Source organism: Paenibacillus sp. ov031 (genome assembly GCF_900143165.1).
GTDB lineage: Bacteria > Bacillota > Bacilli > Paenibacillales > Paenibacillaceae > Paenibacillus > Paenibacillus marchantiae.
The window spans coordinates 264,593-282,536 of record NZ_FRDO01000006.1 but is presented as its reverse complement, the minus strand read 5'-3'; the positions used below and the strand labels follow the sequence as shown (position 1 = coordinate 282,536).

Below are 17,944 nucleotides of genomic sequence, written 5' to 3'. Positions count from 1 at the left end.
ATTCAATGATTTGTGTCGCATTGTTATTTTCGTTATGATAAATTATAATAACATTATTATTTGTAAGTGTACTGTGCCGGAAGATGATCGTCAATTCATAACGGATGGTATATTAAAAAATAAATTGGATCATATCTTGTAGATTGAAATGGCTCGTTGGATTTATGCAAATTGTTTACATATGAAGGAGTAATGAAATGTCACGTAAAGTATCCATCCAGTCGCTGGCCGACCAGCTTGGATTATCCAAATATGCCGTCTCCCGTGCACTCAGTGGCAAGACTGGTGTCAGCGAAGCGACTCGCGCCCGTGTGCTGGAATTAGCCCGTGCCTTGGGATATCGCCAAAGCACCCCCGGAAGCAGCACTGTTCCAACTGCAACCAATACGGAACAATCCGAGCCCCCATTTGCTCTCATCTGCATGAATCAGCTCAACCGGGGTGAGCCCCACTATTGGCAGCGCGTCCTCTCCGGCATGATCTCTGCCTGTAATGAAAGAGGATGGCATCATGCCATTGTATCTCCCTCTCTGGGAGTCGCTGATGAACACACGCCTCCAGAACGGGCAATCGCTCCTCACTTGGATTGGGAACGTTGTGCAGGAGTCATCGCCATGGGCGCTTTCCCCCATGCAGTCCTGCAACGACTGAGCCAGACAGGCCGCCCCATTGTGCTCGTGGATCATCAGGAGCCACTCTTGAACTGTGATACCATCAGCCATGATAACCTGGAAGCAGGCATTACTGTGGCTAGATATTTAATGTCGATGCAGTGCCGCCGGATCGGTCTGATTACGGATGATGGCCGGGCTGCCAGCTTTGCGCAGCGGAAGATCGGCATCGAACTGGCTTTGAACCATTTTCACGCAGACAGCAGTCGGTTGACCACGTTCAGAGAATGGAATATTCCTTATGAGAACGGCGAATGGATTGACCAATTGGCTGCCACAATCAAAAACATGCCCGCCGACGAACGGCCTGATGCCTGGATTGGCGTAAATGATGATATCGCCTTGCAGTGGATGAATAAGTTGCAGGAAATGGGTTTCTCCACACCTGGGGATTGTCTTGTCATCGGTATCGATAATGTGCATGCCGCCGCTACATCGTCCCCGCCCCTGACCACAGTCAACCTGTGCAAAGAGGAGCTCGGTCAGCGTGCTATCGAAGCTTTGCAGCGCAGAATTGAACGTCCAGGTACACCGAAGGAAACAGTCATGTTATCCACATCCCTTATTCCACGGGAATCGGCGTAGCTCAATGTGCACAACTTAACTTTATTGAATATCAAAAAGGCCTCGCATGTTATTATGCGAGGCCTTTTATCACTATCTTGTTATTCATCCAAGCTTATTCCGTTCCGTTTCTTTATTTCAGCCAAGGCAGGCTACTGTACGACGGAAGATCTACTTCCCAATTCACATCTCGATACTCTCGATTAACTACGGTTCGTTTTAAGGTTAATTTCGTTCCATCTTCTTTGTAAAAACCACGGATGACCAATTTCAGATTGTCTGCAACGTATTCTCCGTCATTATTAGGCTGGTCTGGAAAACCGATTACTTGAACAGGATACTCTTTCCCTTCCGAATCTACGGCCACCCAGCGATCGCCATTAAAAGCATTTCGGAACGTACCACTTCCCTCCAGGACTAGTGAGTAGTTTTTGTCATAGGATTCCCACACCGGTTTGAAATTGAAATCAGAAAATAAAATTTCATCTCCATATTGTTCAAATTGCAGTACGTAGGTGTAAATTTCAGCATCCTTACGCATCTTTTCCAGATCCACTTCCACCGACTTCTCTCCCCACACTGGGATGGTGTAGCCTTCCAGGACAAAGCGAATCTTCTTCGCATCCACCGTAACAAAAGCAGGGTCCCATGTCTCCGATAACTTCAATGGACCACCATCCATTAATCCACTCAAATCTCGGAACCGGAACTTGGGTTGACGGGCATCTGGTCTGCTCCCGTTGAATATTCGATACTCACTCGTTTCAGGAATTTCGAGGTGGTACATCAAGTCCATATCATCTGCCCAATCTTCTCCGACTTTGGCACGCAGTTTATCATCCAGACTGATGTTCATATCAAGGCGGGTCCCATTTGGCGTACGTACAAGCTGTGTCATATCTAATTTCAAACCCTCAGGAGTGGTGTAGGTATTGTTCATGGGAGCCTTAACAGCCAGTGATTTGGCTTTGGTCATATCGATGTTGAATTGAAAGCTCCAGTCAACTGTTGCGCTAGATTCCACAAATTCCTCCTTTTCGGAATTATAATAACTGGGAATCTTTAAATGACTAAGTTCCCCTCGAACAACGACTTTATCCGGAATTTCGTCCTGCAACTGGTATACAAATCTTTGATATTTTGAACTGTACAGAGTCTGATCCCCAGGCGAAGACAATGATGCAATCGAATTTCCTTTCTCATCTGTAATATGAACTCTTCCCAAATCGGGATATACCGGATTAATCATACTGCCATCTGGTGCATTTTGCTGTAAGGTCATTACAATCTGAGAACGATCTACAAGTACATTTTCAATCTTAAGCGTGTAGCCCTGATCCTCAATGTTGATATTTGGATTAACTACTAGACCGAGTGGCTTCAAACGTTTGTAATCATCGGCATAATAGGAATACTTAAGTTCCTCTGGAACAGGTATGTTAGGTAATGGCGGGTTATTTACGGCATTTACCGTTGGTTGCGTCGATTTTGCTGTGTGATCAAAAGCAAACCAGGCCCCTCCCACAAGGATCACAACTGATGCCGCTGCGATTCCCGTACGGCGCATCCAATGGGACTTGGAAGCCTTTTTCGTAAATGGATCCCCGTCTTCTGCGCTCACCATGGACATTCCATCCAGTTTCCGCATCACCTCAAGCGTAAAGTCCGCATCCGGCTCCTCACGGAATAAATGCTGTTCCCACAATCGATCCTCATCATTTGGAATAGGCTTCATACGTCGATAAACCTCCTTTGCGCTCCATTTGTTTCTTCAGCGTTTTCTTCCCTCGGTAAAGTGCATTACGCACTTGTGCAGGGCTCATGTCCGTAATATCTGCAATCTCTTCGTAGCTCAGCTCATTCGTATATTTAAGCAGCAGCACAAGCCGATACGACTCTGGCAGTTGGTCCATCTGGCGATATATTTCACGCTGCATTTCCTTATGCAGTACATGTTTCTCTGGTGTTTCACCGTTGGTCTGTTCCAAGCCCGTATGAACAGCGGTCATCACAGGTTTCTGTTGCCGCATAAAATCCCGCATCCGATTCACAGCGATGATATATACCCAGGACGAGAAACTGCTTCCTTCCCTTCGTGTCGGAAGATAGCGGTAAATCCGAAGAAACGTATCCTGAGCGAGATCCTGTGCATCCTGATGACTCGCACCCATTCCGCGCAAAATGCCGAAGACTTTATTTTTATATCGATCCACGAGCACAGCAAATAGCTGTTTGTCCCCCGCAATAATACGCTGAATGAGCTCCTCCTCTGGTATCTGTTGAGTCATGTAATCCCCCTTCTCTACAGCTTCCATGCATGGTTCTGTACTATATAGACGGAAGCACTTCCTGAAACCTCTCACTTTATCCAAAAAAAAGAATTCGCGCCACCCGGTGTAAACCGGATAGCCGAACTCTGCAACCATTGAAGGTTCATTGTTACTGCTTCACTTGCTGCCATGTAGAGTTTCATTTTTGCTTCGTTTTTCAGTCCTCTCTGCTTTTCTCTGAGACAAAATCACTAAGCTGGGAATAGATCGCTACGATCTCGTCCATCGACATACGCACTAACCCACTGGATGAAGGGGCTACAAATTCATGAATTTCCTTGACGACTGGGTCGTCCTGAAATCCCCATTCCGCTTTGGCACGCTGACTGTACTGGGTGTATACCCCTTTCCCCACAAAACAGGCGATGTCTGGTCGGTATTCCTCCAGCTTTTGCCGTAAAATCTGCCGTCCCTCTGCATATTCTTCCTTTGTAATATCGTCCATACCTCTTGTTGGCCGGGCAACAATATTCGTAAATCCGTACCCCAGCTTCAGCAACTCTCCATCCTCTTGTGCATCATATAAACGAGGAGTCAATCCGGAACGTTCAAGAATGCGCCAGAAACGGTTTCCTTTATAAGCATAATGATGACCCGTCTCTCCAGACGTGATGCTGGGATTGAATCCAATAAATAATATCGATAAACCATAATCCAGATGATCTGGAATCATAATGAAAAGCCCCCTTATCTTTTTTAGTCATTTACATCTTTCATCTGTGTATAAAATGATATAATGGTTGAAGTATTTTCGAAATCGGACTGAAATTTTCATGAAAAAGGAAGCTGAACTGATGATTGCAGACATCATGCTTGAAGTCGTCCTGCCCGTCTTTCTCCTGATTGCCGTCGGGTCTTGGATGCAAAAGGTGTTCAAGTTGGACTTGTACACCCTCGCCAAAATCAATTTCTATTGTATTACCCCCGCAGCCGTCTTTATGAGCATGTACCACTCCGATATGTCGGGGGAATTGCTCGGAACTGTCACGCTTTTTTACGCCTTATATGTACTTATTCTCTATATTGTGGGGTCTGTGTTCGCACGCTCGCTTCGCATGAACAAAGGCATGAAGGCTGCCTTCAACAACAGCATCATGCTGGACAACGCAGGCAATTATGGTCTGCCCATCAACTCCCTGGTCTTTCGTGGTGATCCGCTGGCCTCTTCCATCCAGGCACTGGTCATGTCTTTACAGGCATTGCTGACATTTACCTATGGTGTGCTGTCAATTCAGGGTGCCAAGCTCAAAGGCAATTACCGTGCGGTAATCATTGGATTTCTAAAAATGCCCGTTCCTTATGCACTGTTGCTCGGTATTTTGTTTCATATGGGGAATATTCCATTGCCCACTTTCCTGTCTATGCCACTAACTTACGCGCAGCAAAGTATGGTCGCTGTAGCATTGTTGACACTTGGCGCCCAAATTGTGAAATATCCAATCCGCCTGTATCGTCTTGATGTGTATATTAGCACATTTCTGCGTTTGCTGATTGGCCCGGCCATCGGGATTTCGATTGTATTGCTGCTCGGTTTGCAAGGTATCGCCGCTCAGGCCCTTATTATCGCATCCGGTATGCCTACCGGAGTCAATGCGTCCATTCTGGCCGAGGAGTATGATAACGAGCCAGACTTTGCGGCCCAGACAGTTTTGATCTCGACGCTGCTTAACATCATTACAATTACTGCACTGATTTCCTTTGCGAAGACGTTCTGATACCATATTTTAAAAAATGTCCAGTTCACTTTCCTCCAAGGAGCAGTGAACTTTTTGGTTATGCGGATATGGATGATATAACAGCTCAACTAAAAAAAGTCCAAGTGCATCCATATTCCGGATGCACTTGGACCTCTTTTGTTATCTTCATATGCCATCTGATCAAGTCTGTTGTTCGACTTACCAGCCTTAAAAAACTAAGATTCACATGTCGTCCGTTCAGGGAACTTACCGCCTTCTCTGAACAAACATCGAACCAGTCGCTGTGCGGCCCGATTGAAATAAAAACTCGGACTGACACCCTCGACCTGAACAGGTTCCAGTTCTTTCACACTTTCCTTGACCTTATTCATTTCAATGAGTCCCATCTTCCGCTCATTCGGTCCGAATCGATAAATAACCTTTTCATCGTCTTCCGTCTGTTTCACCAACAGAATCATTGACGCCATACAGGTTACCCCCTATCGTTACGTTGTGAGATTCCAATGACCACTTGCTTACTATTAATTATTACCCAGAATGGATTGGAAACATATAGGGCTTTAGTTATTTATATTAACCTTAAAAATCCTAATTTTAATTATCTCGAATGAAATATTTTGACGAAAAATAAACAAAAACAGGCTTGGATATACCAAACCTGCCCTATTACCTTGCATCTAAAGGAATCAGAAGTCTCATGCTTCACCAATCCTGTTACAAACGTGGGTCCACCGGTTCAGACTCCAAAGCCAATGTAGCGAGCACACATTCATGAACCCTTTCCACAGGCTCCATGCGCACAAAACGCTCGATTCCCTCCATGCCCAAGGCACTTTCCATCAGAGCGTGGCGCTCTTTTTTGGACGTTTTGCGTTTGCTGAGCCGGGACAAATTGTCCGGTGCGAGGTAATCCATACCATAAATGATGTGCAAATACGCACGACCTCGTACTTTAATCGCAGGTTGGATCCCACACCTCTTGCAGCGCAAAACGGAAGATCTGGTCCAGTTCTTCATATGGAATAATCTGTTCATTTCCCATCTGGCCGGCCAGTCTGTCAAAATGCTCGATCTTCTCCGCCAAAAAAGCCTGTATTGCGGGCAGTTGCGGCTCCAGATCCAGTTCCTCGCCCGCCTTTTTCCGGCGTAGTAACTCATGAATCTCCGTATACAGCGGTGTAGTCGCAGTTACAAGCTCTTGCACCAGCTCTTCGAAGGCCATCGGCGGCATCGCATCATAACGTTCGATCCAGCCACAGGCGAGCAGTGGGCGCAGCACATAGAAATACTTTTTGATCTTCACCTGCTCACCCTGCAGATAATCCCGGAAGTTTCCCTTCGCCATATTCAGATAATGGTACATACAGGACTTTGGCGAGAAGGTCAAAGGCGACAGTGCACGAATATGCTCTGCCACGCTGTACGGTTCGTCATACTGAATCGGGGATTGCAGCCACTCCAGCAGTGGTGGATTCGACTTGCGAAACAGCTTCAAGGCTTTGCGCAAATCCCAACCATTCATATCGAGCTGATCACTGATTGGGCGTTCGATAACATCCCTTTTATCCTCAATGGACAAGTACCATTCCAGCGGTCTCACATACAGGAAACGAACATCGTAATCGCTGTCCTGTGAAGGAAATCCCCATGCCCGGCTGCCCGATTCACAGGCATAAATGATCCGTACCTGCTCCTCCTCTTCAATCTGCTTCAGCTGCTGTCTAATCGTATCTCTCATTTCTTCATGAACATGAGTCATCTCTGCGGCCTCCACATTTCCAATTTAAATCTCTATCTCTCTCACCCGGTTTGCAAGTGTATCATATCCCGCTATAGTCTCAGCAATATACGTCAGTACCGTTTCACTCCATCCATAGATATAAAAGGTTTTGCCATCCCGTGGCGGTACCATTGCCTGCTGATAAGGTGCAATATCCACAATAAATACTTTCAGGTCCGGATTCACCATCCGGCGATAACGTTCAAGCTCAACATATAACGGACTTCCTTCGTTCTGCTGTTCATCGGTAATCATAATGATCTGATCCACTTTTTCTCCGATATCCCGAAGCTCTCGTACAGGCCGTCCCGTGTCGGTTCCACCTTGTGCGCGAATCCGGTGAGCTTGGGAAAGGATGCTTTCATCCATCTTGGGACGAGCATCTTCAACCATATGGTCGAATAACCAGAACAGCGAGTTGCCTCGTGTTTGTTTATATAACGCCAGTGCCAGCACCGAACCAATCCGCAAATAATCCCCTTGCATGGAACCGGAGCGATCCAGGAAAATGGCGGTTCTTCCGGGCAGCGATGGCAGGTTGCCAATTGATAGCTCCACCGCTTCCCGCAAAGCAGAGCGCAGCTCTTCTCTTGCGATCATTTCATACGCACTGGCGAATCGAAAAGGTAAGATGCGCGATTTACGCAGGGCTTCCGCATCCGATAGGCGGCCCGTTACGTAATCGATATTTTTCGATTTTTCAAACACTCCCGCCCGATCCATTGCATTCAGATGACGTAACAATGCGAAGGTCGGCATCTGGGACATCAACGCCTCCCATACCGTACGTGTCGGCTGCATGATTGATGTGACCACCGAATACGGCAGTTTGCCTTTTTCAATCAGATGCATCCGACTTGCCGGGTTTGGGGTAGCCTTCAGCTTTTCCAGCGCCTGCAACTGCGGCAGGTCCGTAAGATCCACCTCATGTCCTCGCAAATAACGGAACAAGGCTTGTTGCTTCATATCTGTTGGCTTGGGGTGTGCTGTAGCGATCATATCGCCCAGACTGTATCCTCGCCCTCGCCCGTTGTATTTGATCGCCCAATATTCAGTGATGCCGTTCAAAAATTGACTCACCTGGCGCTTCACCGCTCGACCGCCCTGCCCCCGACCCGTTCCTCTTAGAATCGTCAGAAAATCAGCCAAGTCAGCCGGTGTCTGTACAACCTTGGAGAATACCTTCGCAAACTGATCCGGGTCCACCTTAGACAGCAGTGCCAACCCGTATAGAGGCTGTAACCGCATCAAACCTTCATTACGAGCATAGACCAGCGCCCGCGCCATAAACCCTGCATCGACCTCAGCCATCTCCTGATGACTGACCATCGCATCATCCATCAGTTGCTGTGTATCTGCATAAAACGTATTGTTCAATGTATTGGTCATCAACAACTGTATATATTGTTCCTCCACCAATCGGTCATAGGCTCCGTAGCCCCCATGATTACGTGTCGTTGGCTGAGGTTGGTTAAATAATTGTTTTGCTCTGCTCATCACTCATGACCTCCCGGTGTGAGTCTATTTACTGATATTCCATAATAAAATGTTCCGAGGAAAAAGGTGGGAAGGTATAATACCCGCTCTACCGCTGAGCTACACCGCCATGAACGGCGGCGATTGGATTCGAACCAACGACCTGGTCGATTAACAGTCGAAGTAACCCTCCCTGGCGCCTCGGAACCTTGATCCGCAGAGTTTGTTGCTGTCCCGCTTCACAACCTTATTATGCCTCACACGTCTGCACGCGAACATGGCGAAAGTATGGCGACCTCCATAAGTTTAAAATGAAACCAGCCACTCATCCTGATACAATGTAGGGATATAGTAAATGGGAAGATCACGAATGTTTCTATATATCGCAGAATTGTTCTGCCAACATAGTCATCCACTATATCCGCCTGACTCCAGGCCACCAAGGAGTGAATATTCATGGCTAAAGAAAGCTTTGACAAAGAAATTCAATTTCTGCGCATGTTGTCCCTGACAAGTGGTGCGTACAACCGTAAACAGTATGCCGAACGACTCGGCATCTCCGTACATACTTTTGATAAAACCCAACGCAGATTAAAAGAAATCATGCAAACCATCGCTGAACAACGCTCAGGCTCGGAACAAAACAAAGAAATGGCGGATCTCGTCCGCTTCCAGTACGGAGAATCCGCAGAACCAATGCTGCTGTTCCTCTTTCGCGCCAAGTCGATGAAAGAGACTGAAGTGCAGCGACTTTCTGTCCTTTTGCATACCCTGCAAGATCAAGCTTTAACCGCAATGGAATTACTGGATGCCTGCTGCGCTGAACTTCCAGAGGAACTGGCGCTGCCTGACGAAAAGACCATTCGCTCCGATCTGAAGTATCTGGAAGAAGTGGGGGTGATCCGCAAGGAACCTGGCGGCAGGCCATATCGTTACCTTTTGCAGCAGGACGTACTTACGGGTCTATCCGTGGAAGAACAGTTGGAGTTGTATGATTTTGTGGATATTATGGCAAACACTCAGGTTCCGTCCGTACAAGGCTATATATTGCGGGACAGTCTCAAAAAGGCCATTGCCGCAAGTTATCCGCAGGAAGAAGCCACCGAGCCATTCATATATAAATACCACTATTATTCACGCATTCTGGACGAAGCACATCTGTACACTCTGCTTAGTGCGATTCGCCAACGAAAACATGTGCAGTTTCTGTATTATTCACCCAAAAAACCGTCCAGCTACAGCTCGCAGAATACGAATCCACGCTTTGAACGGGAAGCAGGCGGACGATCCAACCGGATCGTACCGCTTGAAGTGGTCTATGACCATCAGTATGGCCGCTGGTATGTCATTGGATATCAGGGACGCCGTGGCTTTGTGAAATTCCGGATGGAAGGCATTACACAGCTGGAGGAACAGGATTCGATTGAAGAAGAATATATGCTCGAATTGAAGCAACAGTGGGCCGAGATCAGCCGCTACAGCTGGCTGGTGGATACGGGAAACACCGTGACGGTTCAAGCCCGATTTTTCCATCCTCAGGACGGCCAGCGTAACTTCATTCTGGATCGGGTTCGTTTGCAAGGCCAATGGGGAACGATTACGCCCGAAACGGAACATACCTTCCTCTATGAAATCCAGGTCAACGGTATCACCGAGATTAAGCCGTGGCTTCGGAGTTTTGGCTCAAGCTGTGAAGTGATCGCTCCACTGAGGCTGCGTCAGGAGATGATTAAGGAATGGAAGGAGATTGCGCAATATTATGAATCTGTTCGAGAAGATGTTCAACTACCAGATGATGACGAGATTGAATGAAACCGGACTGTTCACCTGGACATCCCAGGAACGGGCCTGGCTGCGCATGATGCTGAATCACCCTGCCGCACCAGAAGCACTGCATCCTGATACGTTGCACAAAATGCATGATATGCTGGATGCAGAGCAGGATCTGGACCTTCAGGATTACCTGACCGAAAAAGCCAAAAGTGAAGAAAACAGTGTCTTTCATCCGCTGCTCAAACCATTACGGCAGATGATTTTGCATCATCAAGGGTTTCGCTTGACAGGGCGTGTACGCAATGGACGAATCAGCCAGGATCAGTTTGGATACCCCTACAAGCTCGAATATTCCATGGTCAAAAAAGAATGGTACGTACTCTGGTATGCTCCACTCTACAACAAACTAATGTCTACCAAGCTGCACAGCATCATTACCGCGGAAGCCCAGCCGCTTCAACCGGAAACTGCTTCTCAATATGCTGCCAAAATCGCCATTTTAACGGAAAACCGGAAGACGACCGTAACGATCGAAGTGCTGCCGGAGTTCAATCAGGAGTTGTCCCGAATTCTGTATGCCTTTTCCTGCTTCGAGAAGCAGGTGGAATTTGTGGAAGCCCAACAGACGTACCGCATTGAACTGACCATCCCGCGGAATGAGATGGATTATGTGCTGTCCAAAATGCGTTTTCTGGGCAAACGGGTACGGATTGCAAACAATGCTGCGCTTCGAGAGCGAATGTCCGAGACAGCCGCCAAAGTATTAGCACGCTATGCGGAAACCGAACTTGAAGCACTGCCTGAACGGACTTCTGGAGGAGTGCGCAGCCACACCATTGAAAAGCCCTTCGCCAATGCAGACGGCAGTGATTCTGCATAGCTCTTGTTAGTTGTGATTCGTTAAACGTCCAACTTATGCATATGGGGACAAATAGCGTGTGTTCGTTTCATTAGAATAATATAATACAAAAAGGGCTGTCCCCCGTTATACTAACGACCTAAGGGACAGCCTCTTTGTTCATATGTTTTCTCTACGCGCCACTACCGGCAGCCGAGTTCCTTCTTTTATTAATTGCATGCACACCCATCACAACCGCTATCAATTCATACGTATCCAGATGTTCTGATTGGTTGTCTAACACAAATGCGCCAGAACCGAACCAGCCATTTGTACGCCTGAAGTTTGCCACGATTTTGCCGCCCATCCCGGTGATATCATATTCATGTGAAAACGCCGGAGCGGAGACATCATACACACCACGCGGTCCTGCATCGTACTCATACTTCTTACTGAAGAAACTGATCCTCGCCCGTAAGACACCCCATTCCCTTCCATCGGCTGAGGTTACATCCCAACGGTTACTTAACATGCGGAATTTACCACTGCAAATGAGTCCCGAGTTATCGAATACATCAAGCGATGAACCAAAGGCACTTTTCAAATCGAGATGACCTGCCTGTTCCTGTTCATGGTTCATAATCTCGGTGTACCCTGCATTAAAGAAATTATCTCTGAAATAGAGTTCCATGAAACCCCTCCCTTACAAGAAATAAACCTTCTCCTTTATTGTAAAACGACATATATCCCTATTTACGTATAAGAAATGGGGATTGCTTCAAATAAAAAATCTGCCAGCTAAACTGCAGCTGACAGAATTTTAACTTATACTTCTACTTTTTTATTATTCAGATACACGGCAACGCCAACCAAAATTACTGCCACAATAATTTCAAAAATGATACTTGCCCACGTTCCATCTGACCATGTAATCCGATTGGACGTAAAGGAGAGCGCTGTGCTTTCTTCAGTGAAATGAAATAATTCGTTCGAATTAAAACGACCCGAGAAGATGATATTCTCCAGCCAGCTAATGACATTGACTAGTACGAAAAATGCGACAATACTGATCCACGGTCCTGTTTTAAAGCGGAAGCTGCCTCCGATAGAAATGGAGAGGAAGATGATTATGATGCTGAACATAGCCACCCACCAGAGAAACAGCAACACATTAAGAATCTCCGAAACATGAATACCCGAATCGTTAATGTAGCTGGTAAAGTTAATCCCTGTATGCGTTGTACTGTAAATAAAGTAGTGAATGGCAGCAACAACCATTAAGCCCAACCAGCAGAGTGTTCCGAATATGATCGGAGACAAGACGTGAGACAGCCCTGTTACCGGCACAAGACGACGGTTGAACGAACGGATATTGGATCGGTATGTCTTGATCATTTTCACATAAATGGCCACACCTGCTCCGACATATGCAATGACACCTATAACACTCCCTGTTACTTCAGAAAAAAACAATGCCAGCCCAATTTGAACGATAATCAATACGGCTAACCCAGCCAAAAGCGTATTCCAATTCCTTCTAAAGTCATACTTCAGCAATGTCATCATTCCGCATAGACCTCCTTGAACATCTCATCCACACTTTTACCGTACTTGAGACGCAGTGTCTCCACTTCTTCCCGCATTACCAATTCCCCTTCACGGATGAAGATCACTTCATCAAAAATTCGTTCAATATCCGTTACGAGATGTGTAGAGATGATCAGACTGCTGTCTTCGTCATAGAACTTCACAATCGCATCCAGAATTTTGCCACGTGCAACCGGGTCTACCCCGCCAATCGGTTCATCGAGCAGATAAAGACGAGCTTTACGGGAAAGAGCCAGTGTTAATTGCAGTCGTTCATTCATACCTTTCGACAGATGTCTTACCTTATCTCCCTCTCCAAGCTTCATGAAATCAAGCATCTCTCTCGCTTTCTCTTGATCAAAATCAGCGTAGAAATCGCGGTAATACGCAATCGCGTCCCGTACCTTCATCCAACTCTCGGTTAATGGGCGGTCCGGCATAAAGGATACCAGCGACTTCGTTTCCAAACCTACAGCTTTTCCCGTAACACGAACATCTCCACTGCTGGGGTGCAGAAGCCCTGCAACCAGCTTCATCAACGTACTTTTACCGCTGCCGTTACTGCCCAGCAGACCTACAATTCGGCCTGGTGCGATATCAAGCGTGATGTCATGAAGTGCTTTCTTGCCGCCATACGTTTTGCTCACATGGTTCAGCTCAAGAATATTACTCATTCCCTGTTCCTCCTCTTCCATCACGATGCAGTGATTGCTTTCCCTCTGCAACGGCATCCGCCACGATATTTACGATATCCTGTTCTTCGATGCCTAGTTCCTGCATTCCTGTCAGAAAACGCTCCAGCAATTCACCAGCCATCTCTTTTTTGATCGTCATAATTTTCGACTCCTCACTTGTCACGTATCGACCCAGACCTCGCTTGGTTTCAACCACTTCTTCCCGCTCCAACTCCTGAAATGTTCGCTGTACTGTATTGGGATTGATCTGTAATTCGGCCGCGAGCTCACGAACCGAAGGAATTTTATCGCCTGCCTTAAGTGTTCCGGTCACAATCTGTCTTTTGATGTACTGCATAATCTGCAGGTAGATTGGCAAGTTGTTGTCAAATTCGATGCTCACAATGTCCTCGCTCCTCTCTGTATCTGTGTGTTAGTTACATAGTACACTAGTGATTTGTTGTTGTAAAGCCCATTTATTTAAAATGGCTCCAAATGCAAAAAAAAGAACAGATCCTCAGATCTGCTCTTATTATTCTTGATTCTTCCAACTACGGTCATTGTATGATGTAATCGGTCTGACAAGAAGTTTCTATACGATATCCAAAGGCACTTTACCCTTAGGTGCAGGGAATGCCTCATTCAACCGAACAACTTCATCTTGAGTCAAAATAACGTCCATCGCCGCAGCATTTTCTGCAACATGATTCAGCTGTACAGCTTTCGGGATCGCCAGTATGTCTCCATCCCTGATAACCCAGGATAACGCAATTTGCGAAGGACTGACTCCTCGATCCTTGGCAATCTCACGGATGACTGAATGCTCCAGTAACTCTTTACGAAGCCTGCCACCTTGGGCCAGCGGACAATAGGCCATAACAGGAATACGGCGTTCCCTCAACCAGGGAAGAAGCTCGTATTCAATACCACGAGAAGCTGCATGATACAGCACCTGATTCACTGCACAATGCTGACCAGCTGGAATGTTCCATAGCTCCTGCATGTCCTCTGTATCCAGATTCGAAACACCCCAGCGCAGAATTTTGCCTGATTGTTTCAGCTGTTCCAGAGCTTCAACCGTCTCTTCCAACGGCACACCTCCACGCCAGTGCAGCAGGTACAGATCCAAGCGATCTGTACCCAGACGCGAAAGGCTGCGCTCACATGCGGTAATCATCTGCTTCCGATCCGCATGATGAGGATACACCTTGGATACCAGGAATACATCATCACGACAGTCTTTTATCGCCTCACCAGTGACCTCTTCCGCCCCGCCTTCAGCATACATCTCAGCCGTATCTATTACTGTCATTCCACGTTCAATACCATAACGCAGTGCCTGAACTTCTTCTCTCCGACTGGATTGCTTCTCACCCATATACCATGTTCCCTGTCCGATTGCAGGCAGTGTTGTCCCATCGGGTAGCTGGATCGTACGCGTCTGATTTCCTTGTTGCATCTGTACTCCTCCAATCTGACAATATTCCTCATTATCTATTCATTATTAAACAGATCAAAGTTACTTCCTTCACTCGCCCTTTCATTCGATTGCTTCCAACGCTCCACCATCATGATATACAACTGGTCCAGTGGTAATGAGAGGCTGTTCTGGGCAATGCTTACCGTTGCATCGACTATGCTGCTGTTTACCGTCATTAATTTGCGCTTCATCCCATTCTGACGATCAAGAAACGCTCTCTCGTCCCACAATTTAACCCCAATCATCTTCTGTCCCATGAATTCATACATAAAAATATTCTCAACATCTTTCCAGGCAATTAACCCTCCTGATGTGTAAGAAGATGAATCCACAAACCCATGTTCATCGACAACAAAGGAAGGTTCCTTCTTAATCATCTTCACCAGGCTGTAGCAGAGACAAAGCCCAAAAAATATAATGGAGAACAAGCCTATAACGGAAGAAATGGCAGATCCCTTGGCTGAAGAATCATCAAACATCAAAAAAAATCCGGCTGCTACAAAAAGTGCCGCCCCCACTGTAAGCCATGCCATTCGCTTCCGGCTCGGGTATTCCACGTGCTGTTGATCATAGGATGTGGACAAAGTGATGCTCCTCCTTCATGGTGACTGAGACAAGAATGATCTATATAAACGGGGTACAGCTCATTAAATGAGCTGGATTACCAAATATACCTAAATAGCATTGTTCATTAAACAGATTCAACTGACATTAAACATCATTTTCAGACAGCTTTTCGTCCATTTCATGACTATTCAACATTAGGATTCGTCATGCTTCCAATAATTCCTTTCGGGCACAGGCGATATTGTTAAGAAATAGGAGTACGTTCGTTCAGAATCGTGTTGTCCTGCCTCATGCTTTCCGTTAATATAAATGGAAAGGTTAGGAAATTAAAACAATTTAATCGTGGTGGGAGGACAAACAATGAATAGTCTGCGCGGCATAACATCGGAAGATCTTTTTCAGATTACATGGGTTAATGATCCAACTCCGTCTCCTCAGGGCGGACAACTGGTATATGTAAGTCGGAAAACAAACGAAGCACGAGACGGTTATTCTTCTCACCTGAGACTCCTTAACCTGGAGAACCAGAAGCACAGAGCTTTCACATCCGGAGATAAGGATCACGCTCCTGCTTGGTCGCCGGATGGTTCACAGCTTGCTTTTTTACGAGAACATGAAGGCAAAACACAAGTGTGGCTGATCGCCTCAGATGGTGGAGAAGCACAGCAAGTCAGCCATTTAAAGCATGGCGTTAGCTCCCTGCTCTGGTCACCGGATGGGCTCACTTTGCTTGTTAAATCATCTGTGGACATGAGTGAAAAAGACGAAGATGAAACTGAAGACATAGATAAAAAACTGCTGCAAGAACTTGTCGTGGATCGAATTCGAATGAAATCTGACAGCGGTGGATTGTGGAACGGTCGACGAACCCATCTCTTCCGTGTTCCAACTGAAGGCGGAGAAGCGATCCCTGTAACTACAGGCCATTATGACGTCGGGGACTATGCGTGGTCGCCGGATGGAGAGTCCATTGCCTGGATCGCTCAGTTTCCGGAAGAGGGCGAGGAGCATAACGATTACACCCTGACGAACCATGTGTATCGCGCCAAGGCTGACGGATCTGACGTGCAGCAGTTGACTCCGGAAGGATACTCTTTCGGCCGGCTGACGTACGCACCTGATGGACAATCCTTTGCACTGCTTGCTAGCGACCGCTCCTATGGAAATGCTACGTTGGTCAAGCTCTATACCCTTCCGATCTCAGGCGGCCAACCCGTATGTCTGAGCAAGGATTGGGATGTCCAGATCAATCACAGCCTCGTTGGTGATATGCGTTCACACCTGACTAATACGGGCCCGGTATTCAGTCGTGATGGTTTATCCATTCTCTGTCTTGCTACTATTGAAGGTAGCGTTCGGATTGCCCGATTTGCACGGGATGGCAGTCATGCCGAATACATCTTGCCGGACGAGAAAGAGTTCTATCAGTTTGCTGAGCTGGAAAATGGACAGATTGTGGCAGGCGTAGCAGACGTACTTCGTCCTGGTGATCTCTTTCTATATACTCAACCTGATGAAGTTGGGGCCAAGCCTATACAATTGACCCATAGCAATCCTCAACTGGATGAAGAAATCCAACTTAGCACACCCGAGACCTTCTGGTTCGATTCCTCTGATGGCCTGCGACTGCAAGGCTGGATGCTGAAACCGGCTGGTATGGTGGAAGGAGTCAAAGTCCCAACCATCCTTGAAATTCATGGCGGTCCACATATGATGTATGGCTTTACGTTTATGCATGAGTTCCAAATCCTCGCAGCACAGGGCTATGCTGTTGTATATATTAATCCAAGAGGTGGGCTCGGATACGGGCAGCAATTCGTGAATGCCTGCCGGGGTGACTATGGCGGTGGGGATTATCGTGATCTGATGGAAGCCATGGATTATGCGGTTTCCCGATATTCGTTTATCGACGAGTCCCGTCTGGGCGTCACTGGCGGCAGCTATGGTGGCTTCATGACTAACTGGATTGTTGGACATACTGATCGTTTCAAGGCAGCCGTCACTCAGCGTTCCATCTCTAACTGGCTCTCGTTCTACGGAGTCAGTGATATTGGATTCTTTTTCACGGAAGACCAGATTGGCGGTAATGCATGGGATGACACCGAGAAGTTATGGAAACACTCCCCGCTTGCATATGTGGGTAATGTCAGCACGCCGCTGCTGATTTTGCATGGTGAGCAGGATCTGCGTTGTCCGATTGAACAGGCTGAACAACTATATGTTGCCTTGAAGCGACGCAAACAGACCACTCGGTTCGTTCGTTTCCCGGGAGCCAATCACGAATTGTCCCGCGGAGGTCACCCGCACTTAAGAGTACGTCGTCTGGAGCATATTGCTGGATGGTTTAACGAGCACTTGTAACGCCATCATAAGATCATATTTATGAAATAAAAGATAAATATTCTTCCTCCTGCTCCTCATGTCTGCCTGAGCGGGAAGAATTCAGGATCAGTAAAAACCACCAGTAGAATCGGTCATATCCTGACCTTCTCTGGTGGTTTTTACTG

Annotated in this window: 17 protein-coding genes and 1 pseudogene; 5 read left to right on the top strand and 13 right to left on the bottom strand. The window is 46.9% G+C overall.

All coding sequences use genetic code 11. From position 1 onward, the window contains the following. Window positions 1-197 precede the first annotated feature (197 nt). Window positions 198-1,256 carry a LacI family DNA-binding transcriptional regulator gene (locus BUA17_RS23405; protein WP_072735188.1) on the top strand — a complete coding sequence of 353 codons (1,059 nt, stop codon included), beginning with the start codon at window positions 198-200 and terminating at the stop codon, window positions 1,254-1,256. 112 nt (window positions 1,257-1,368) lie between these two features. Here the strand turns inward: BUA17_RS23405 and BUA17_RS23400 are convergent, their stop codons facing one another. The 3 genes from BUA17_RS23400 to BUA17_RS23390 all read right to left on the bottom strand — a co-directional run bounded on the left by BUA17_RS23400 (window position 1,369) and on the right by BUA17_RS23390 (window position 4,238). Further along, window positions 1,369-2,970, bottom strand: a complete 1,602-nt coding sequence (locus tag BUA17_RS23400) for a DUF4179 domain-containing protein (protein WP_072735187.1) — start codon at window positions 2,968-2,970, stop codon at window positions 1,369-1,371. Beyond that, window positions 2,951-3,523 (bottom strand): RNA polymerase sigma factor, encoded by a 573-nt coding sequence (locus tag BUA17_RS23395; protein WP_072735186.1) that lies wholly within the window; start codon window positions 3,521-3,523, stop codon window positions 2,951-2,953. The genes BUA17_RS23400 and BUA17_RS23395 overlap by 20 nt, the downstream gene beginning before the upstream one ends. A 199-nt stretch (window positions 3,524-3,722) precedes the next feature. Continuing rightward, complete coding sequence (locus tag BUA17_RS23390) at window positions 3,723-4,238, bottom strand: mismatch-specific DNA-glycosylase (RefSeq protein ID WP_072735185.1); 516 nt, start codon at window positions 4,236-4,238, stop codon at window positions 3,723-3,725. 121 nt (window positions 4,239-4,359) lie between these two features. Between BUA17_RS23390 and BUA17_RS23385 the strand changes: the two genes are divergently transcribed. After that, window positions 4,360-5,280: an AEC family transporter gene (locus BUA17_RS23385; RefSeq protein ID WP_063567676.1), complete on the top strand. Its 921-nt coding sequence runs from the start codon at window positions 4,360-4,362 to the stop codon at window positions 5,278-5,280. Between the two features lie 197 nt (window positions 5,281-5,477). Here the strand turns inward: BUA17_RS23385 and BUA17_RS23380 are convergent, their stop codons facing one another. The 4 genes and pseudogenes from BUA17_RS23380 to BUA17_RS23365 form a co-directional block, all read right to left on the bottom strand. Then, window positions 5,478-5,729, bottom strand: coding sequence for an RNA-binding protein (locus tag BUA17_RS23380; RefSeq protein ID WP_063567677.1), 252 nt, complete (start codon window positions 5,727-5,729; stop codon window positions 5,478-5,480). Between the two features lie 247 nt (window positions 5,730-5,976). Next, window positions 5,977-6,231: pseudogene (locus tag BUA17_RS30680) on the bottom strand (polynucleotide kinase); the annotation flags it as partial. Next, on the bottom strand, window positions 6,215-7,021 hold the full coding sequence (locus BUA17_RS23370) for a nucleotidyltransferase domain-containing protein (protein ID WP_072735184.1): 807 nt from the start codon (window positions 7,019-7,021) through the stop codon (window positions 6,215-6,217). The gene BUA17_RS23370 and the pseudogene BUA17_RS30680, both read right to left, overlap by 17 nt. Window positions 7,022-7,045: 24 nt before the next feature. Continuing rightward, window positions 7,046-8,539, bottom strand: coding sequence for a TROVE domain-containing protein (locus BUA17_RS23365; protein ID WP_072735183.1), 1,494 nt, complete (start codon window positions 8,537-8,539; stop codon window positions 7,046-7,048). Between the two features lie 435 nt (window positions 8,540-8,974). On the opposite strand from BUA17_RS23365, the gene BUA17_RS23360 reads away from it, so the two are divergent. Together BUA17_RS23360 and BUA17_RS23355 are read left to right on the top strand one after the other, a co-directional pair. Further along, on the top strand, window positions 8,975-10,330 hold the full coding sequence (locus tag BUA17_RS23360; RefSeq protein ID WP_072735182.1) for a helix-turn-helix transcriptional regulator: 1,356 nt from the start codon (window positions 8,975-8,977) through the stop codon (window positions 10,328-10,330). Beyond that, on the top strand, window positions 10,278-11,171 hold the full coding sequence (locus BUA17_RS23355; RefSeq protein WP_083584838.1) for a WYL domain-containing protein: 894 nt from the start codon (window positions 10,278-10,280) through the stop codon (window positions 11,169-11,171). The genes BUA17_RS23360 and BUA17_RS23355 overlap by 53 nt, the downstream gene beginning before the upstream one ends. Window positions 11,172-11,322: 151 nt before the next feature. Here BUA17_RS23355 and BUA17_RS23350 read toward each other — a convergent pair whose 3' ends face one another. The 6 genes from BUA17_RS23350 to BUA17_RS23325 form a co-directional block, all read right to left on the bottom strand. Further along, window positions 11,323-11,820, bottom strand: coding sequence for an LURP-one-related/scramblase family protein (locus BUA17_RS23350; RefSeq protein WP_072735181.1), 498 nt, complete (start codon window positions 11,818-11,820; stop codon window positions 11,323-11,325). Window positions 11,821-11,954: 134 nt separating this feature from the next. After that, entirely contained in the window at window positions 11,955-12,695 is a 741-nt protein-coding gene (locus tag BUA17_RS23345) for a hypothetical protein (protein ID WP_063567683.1), read from the bottom strand. Continuing rightward, complete coding sequence (locus tag BUA17_RS23340) at window positions 12,692-13,390, bottom strand: ABC transporter ATP-binding protein (protein WP_063567684.1); 699 nt, start codon at window positions 13,388-13,390, stop codon at window positions 12,692-12,694. The genes BUA17_RS23345 and BUA17_RS23340 overlap by 4 nt, the downstream gene beginning before the upstream one ends. Then, the gene (locus tag BUA17_RS23335; RefSeq protein WP_063567685.1) at window positions 13,383-13,793 is read right to left on the bottom strand and encodes a GntR family transcriptional regulator; all 411 of its coding nucleotides are present in this window, start codon (window positions 13,791-13,793) and stop codon (window positions 13,383-13,385) included. Before BUA17_RS23335 ends, BUA17_RS23340 begins: the two co-directional genes overlap by 8 nt. A 189-nt stretch (window positions 13,794-13,982) precedes the next feature. Continuing rightward, on the bottom strand, window positions 13,983-14,849 hold the full coding sequence (locus BUA17_RS23330; protein ID WP_072735180.1) for an aldo/keto reductase: 867 nt from the start codon (window positions 14,847-14,849) through the stop codon (window positions 13,983-13,985). 35 nt (window positions 14,850-14,884) lie between these two features. After that, window positions 14,885-15,454, bottom strand: coding sequence for an STM3941 family protein (locus BUA17_RS23325; RefSeq protein ID WP_083584837.1), 570 nt, complete (start codon window positions 15,452-15,454; stop codon window positions 14,885-14,887). A gap of 343 nt (window positions 15,455-15,797) precedes the next feature. Here BUA17_RS23325 and BUA17_RS23320 point away from each other — a divergent pair, with 343 nt between their 5' ends. Beyond that, window positions 15,798-17,798 (top strand): S9 family peptidase, encoded by a 2,001-nt coding sequence (locus BUA17_RS23320; protein WP_072735179.1) that lies wholly within the window; start codon window positions 15,798-15,800, stop codon window positions 17,796-17,798. Window positions 17,799-17,944 lie beyond the last annotated feature (146 nt).

Excerpts from the sequence above, each read along its gene's own strand:
- BUA17_RS23340 (WP_063567684.1), bottom strand. The coding sequence starts at position 13,390 with ATGAGTAATATTCTTGAGCTGAACCATGTGAGCAAAACGTATGGCGGC.
- BUA17_RS23345 (WP_063567683.1), bottom strand. The coding sequence starts at position 12,695 with ATGATGACATTGCTGAAGTATGACTTTAGAAGGAATTGGAATACGCTT.
- BUA17_RS23350 (WP_072735181.1), bottom strand. The coding sequence starts at position 11,820 with ATGGAACTCTATTTCAGAGATAATTTCTTTAATGCAGGGTACACCGAG.
- BUA17_RS23395 (WP_072735186.1), bottom strand. The coding sequence starts at position 3,523 with ATGACTCAACAGATACCAGAGGAGGAGCTCATTCAGCGTATTATTGCG.
- BUA17_RS23360 (WP_072735182.1), top strand. The coding sequence starts at position 8,975 with ATGGCTAAAGAAAGCTTTGACAAAGAAATTCAATTTCTGCGCATGTTG.
- BUA17_RS23355 (WP_083584838.1), top strand. The coding sequence starts at position 10,278 with ATGAATCTGTTCGAGAAGATGTTCAACTACCAGATGATGACGAGATTG.
- BUA17_RS23370 (WP_072735184.1), bottom strand. The coding sequence starts at position 7,021 with ATGACTCATGTTCATGAAGAAATGAGAGATACGATTAGACAGCAGCTG.
- BUA17_RS23385 (WP_063567676.1), top strand. The coding sequence starts at position 4,360 with ATGATTGCAGACATCATGCTTGAAGTCGTCCTGCCCGTCTTTCTCCTG.
- BUA17_RS23320 (WP_072735179.1), top strand. The coding sequence starts at position 15,798 with ATGAATAGTCTGCGCGGCATAACATCGGAAGATCTTTTTCAGATTACA.
- BUA17_RS23405 (WP_072735188.1), top strand. The coding sequence starts at position 198 with ATGTCACGTAAAGTATCCATCCAGTCGCTGGCCGACCAGCTTGGATTA.
- BUA17_RS23390 (WP_072735185.1), bottom strand. The coding sequence starts at position 4,238 with ATGATTCCAGATCATCTGGATTATGGTTTATCGATATTATTTATTGGA.
- BUA17_RS23365 (WP_072735183.1), bottom strand. The coding sequence starts at position 8,539 with ATGAGCAGAGCAAAACAATTATTTAACCAACCTCAGCCAACGACACGT.
- BUA17_RS23380 (WP_063567677.1), bottom strand. The coding sequence starts at position 5,729 with ATGGCGTCAATGATTCTGTTGGTGAAACAGACGGAAGACGATGAAAAG.
- BUA17_RS23400 (WP_072735187.1), bottom strand. The coding sequence starts at position 2,970 with ATGAAGCCTATTCCAAATGATGAGGATCGATTGTGGGAACAGCATTTA.
- BUA17_RS23330 (WP_072735180.1), bottom strand. The coding sequence starts at position 14,849 with ATGCAACAAGGAAATCAGACGCGTACGATCCAGCTACCCGATGGGACA.